The organism is Bifidobacterium sp. wkB338, assembly GCF_003688325.1.
In the GTDB taxonomy this organism is placed as follows: domain Bacteria; phylum Actinomycetota; class Actinomycetes; order Actinomycetales; family Bifidobacteriaceae; genus Bombiscardovia; species Bombiscardovia polysaccharolytica.
Genome location: NZ_NPOR01000028.1, coordinates 1 through 3167, shown reverse-complemented (window position 1 = coordinate 3167; position 3167 = coordinate 1). Strand labels below are relative to the sequence as shown.

The 3167-nt window shown below is 46.0% G+C and carries 2 protein-coding genes; both read left to right on the top strand.

Going from position 1 to position 3167, the window contains the following annotated elements; translation table 11 throughout:
- The first annotated feature begins 743 nt into the window (after nucleotides 1-743).
- Nucleotides 744-2279, top strand: coding sequence for an alpha-N-arabinofuranosidase (locus tag CI603_RS06310; protein ID WP_121913475.1), 1536 nt, complete (start codon nucleotides 744-746; stop codon nucleotides 2277-2279).
- A 120-nt stretch (nucleotides 2280-2399) separates the two neighbouring features.
- The coding region (locus CI603_RS06305; RefSeq protein WP_121913474.1) for an ABC transporter substrate-binding protein at nucleotides 2400-3167 on the top strand (768 nt) is incomplete at its 3' end.

The following is a 3167-nucleotide window of genomic DNA, read 5'->3' as shown; positions in this document are numbered from 1 at the left end:
AATGCAACTGCGCCAATTTAGGTGTATCGAGTTAAAATCAATAATATTCTATCTTCATTCGTAAAATCTTTACGAGGCGTCACTTATAAATTTGTGTCTCAGCCATCGTCGTTGATCCGTAATCACAATAGAGCGGTCTATGCTCTTGGACAAAGTTGTGGGGATGTTCTGGGCTAGTCATACAGCAATTGGTTTGTCAACTCTTGTTTGTTGATTATGGCTCAAACTCCAGAGTGTCGGCGAGCATAAGAAATCAATCACGTAAGATACGTGACGATTAAGCGAGACTATAATCCGGACTTCGTAACTGCAGAGGTCAACACTGTAGATGTTGGATTTTTTTCATCTCATTTTCCTTCATATCCGCGATTGAAATTTTCCGCCTATTAAATGAAAAGCTCTTTCCTCTCTCTTGTTGAGAGTCGGCGTGTCTCGTTTAATTCCAAGGCATCAGAGCCAACGTTGTACTAACCTGTTTGCCGAAGTTCTTTCCTGGTGTATATTTACTAGCAGATGCAACGTTGCACTGAATCGGAAGGATCTTATGTATGTGTATGAGAAGAAGTATTGTAACTAAGAACAACGTTGTATCTTTGTTTTGTCTAAAACTAAGAAGTTTCTTTGCATTGCTTGCTCACATACAGCTTCGGCCGACATTAATGGAAGTGACTTCTAATTAAGTAGTTGAGCCAGTCAGTTGCAATGGCAGTGCGAGCATCTAGGCACATAGGAGGTAGATGTAAATGAGGAAATATCCGTCGGGGCATCAGGCTCGAGCAGAACTTGAAATAGATGACAACTTTCGTATAGGTTCAATAAATGACAGGCTCTTCGGCTCCTTTGTAGAACATTTGGGGCGTTGTGTGTACACGGGAATCTATGAGCCTGGGCATCCGACGGCCGATCAGGACGGTTTTCGACAAGATGTCATCAATTTGGTCAAGGAGCTCGGAGTTACCACAATTCGTTATCCAGGTGGCAACTTCGTCTCGGGTTACCGCTGGGAGGACGGTATCGGGCCGCTTGAGAAACGTCCTAAGCGATTAGACTTGGCCTGGCATTCCATAGAAACCAATCAGTTTGGTCTACACGAAATGGCCAAATGGATGGAAAAGGCCGGGTCTCACGAATTCATGGAGGCCGTCAACCTAGGCACTCGTGGTCTGCAAGAGGCACTGGACTTACTGGAATATGTGAATATTCCAGCTGGCACCAAGCTTTCCGATATGCGGCGCACTAATGGCAGAGAAAAACCTTTTAATATTAAGTTCTGGTGCTTAGGCAATGAAATGGACGGCCCTTGGCAGATCGGCCACAAAAATGCAGAGGACTACGGAACGTTGGCGGCCGAGACAGCTGCCAGTATGCGGATGATTGATCCTGATTTGGAGCTGGCGGTCTGCGGTTCATCCTCTCACAGTATGGAGTCCTTCGGTAGTTGGGAGGAAGCAGTTTTGCAAAAGACCTATGACTTAGTTGATTATGTCTCTTGCCATGCCTATTACTCGCCCTCCGACGGCGATATGGCCAGCTTTATGGCATCCGGTGTTGATATGAACGCTTTTATTAAGGACGTGGTTGCTGTGATCGATGCCACAAAAGCGCGTCTTAAGAGCAAGCATGAGGTCAATATTTCCTTCGATGAGTGGAATGTTTGGTATCAGGAGGCTGAACCAAGCAAATTACCCGAAGGTATTGGCAACTGGCCTCTAGCTCCTAGACTCTTAGAGGATTCATATTCCTTGGCTGATGCTGTAGTTTTCGGCGACCTGTTAATAACATTACTGCAGAATACTGACCGGGTGAAGGCGGCAAGTTTGGCTCAGCTAGTTAACGTTATAGCTCCTATAATGACTGAACCTGGTGGACCTGCTTGGAGACAGACCACATTTTACCCGTTCTCTCAAGTAGCGAAACTTGCCCGTGGTGGCTCGGTGCTGAAGCCGAAACTTGCAGGCAGTACGTACTGGACAGCAAAATATGGAAATGTCCCGGAGGTCAATGCTGTTGCCGTGCGTGGAATCGAGGGCAGCATAACAGTCTTTGCCGTTAACCGTTCACTGCAGCATCCAGTCCGCTTTGAGGTAGTTCTTCCTGAACAGGAGCAGGTTTCCTCAGCGCAGGCTTGGACTCTTCACGACGATGACATAAATGCCCGTAACACCCTGGAAGATACAGAGCATGTTATTCCCCGAGCCAATACAAGTTTGATTCGTAATGGGCGTAAATACAATTTAATGTTGCCGTCGGTCTCGTGGAATGTGATCCGCTTAATTTAAGGGTACAAAGCATTCCAGTTGAACCATCAGTTTTCAGACTTATGCCCCGGGCTGGCAGACTACGGCCAATCTGCTTAGATATTTCAGAATTGTTATTCACCGGATTCAAAGGAGAAGAAGATGAAGAATATAACCAAATTGATGTCTGTTCTCGCTGCAGGAGCGGTTTTGCTAAGCATAACTGCATGTGGTGGGAAAGGAGACAGTTCTACTGCAGTCGGGAAGGAGGACAAAAGCGCTAACAATTCTGCACAATGTCAGAATAAGATCAAAAAGCCAGGTGCCGAGAAGGTTACCTTATGGGCCTGGTATCCAGCCATTGAAAAAATAGTCGACGATTACAACAACACTCATGACGATCTACAAGTTTGCTGGACTAACGCTGGTCAAGGTGGAGGAGAATACACGAAATTTAATAATGCTATCAAAGCCAAGTCAGGTGCAGCTGACATCGTTCAGTTAGAATACGAGGCCATGCCTCAGTTTGTTGCAGGAGCGCAAAAGCACCTAGTGGACTTGGGGCAATATGGCATGAACAAGCATAAAAATGAGTATACGGAAGGTGCTTGGAAGAGCGTGAGCATGGGTGGGGGAAAGACCGTCTACGGCGTTCCCGTAGATTTAGGGCCATTTGTGATGTTCGTCCGTCAAGACATCTTTGACAAGTACAAGGTAAAGGTTCCTACCACTTGGGATGAGTTTGCTCAAGCCGGACGTGATCTAAAAGCTGCCGGCTATGATGGTTTTCTTAGTGACTGGCCGCCGAATAATACTGGAATGACTCCTGCGCTCTTTGCTCAGAAGAATCAAAAAATTTACTCGTATTCTGTAGCCACTCCAGACAAAGTAAAAGTTAACTATAACGGCAAAGGCAGCAAGGAGGTCTTG

Excerpts from the sequence above, each read along its gene's own strand:
- CI603_RS06310 (WP_121913475.1), top strand. The coding sequence starts at position 744 with ATGAGGAAATATCCGTCGGGGCATCAGGCTCGAGCAGAACTTGAAATA.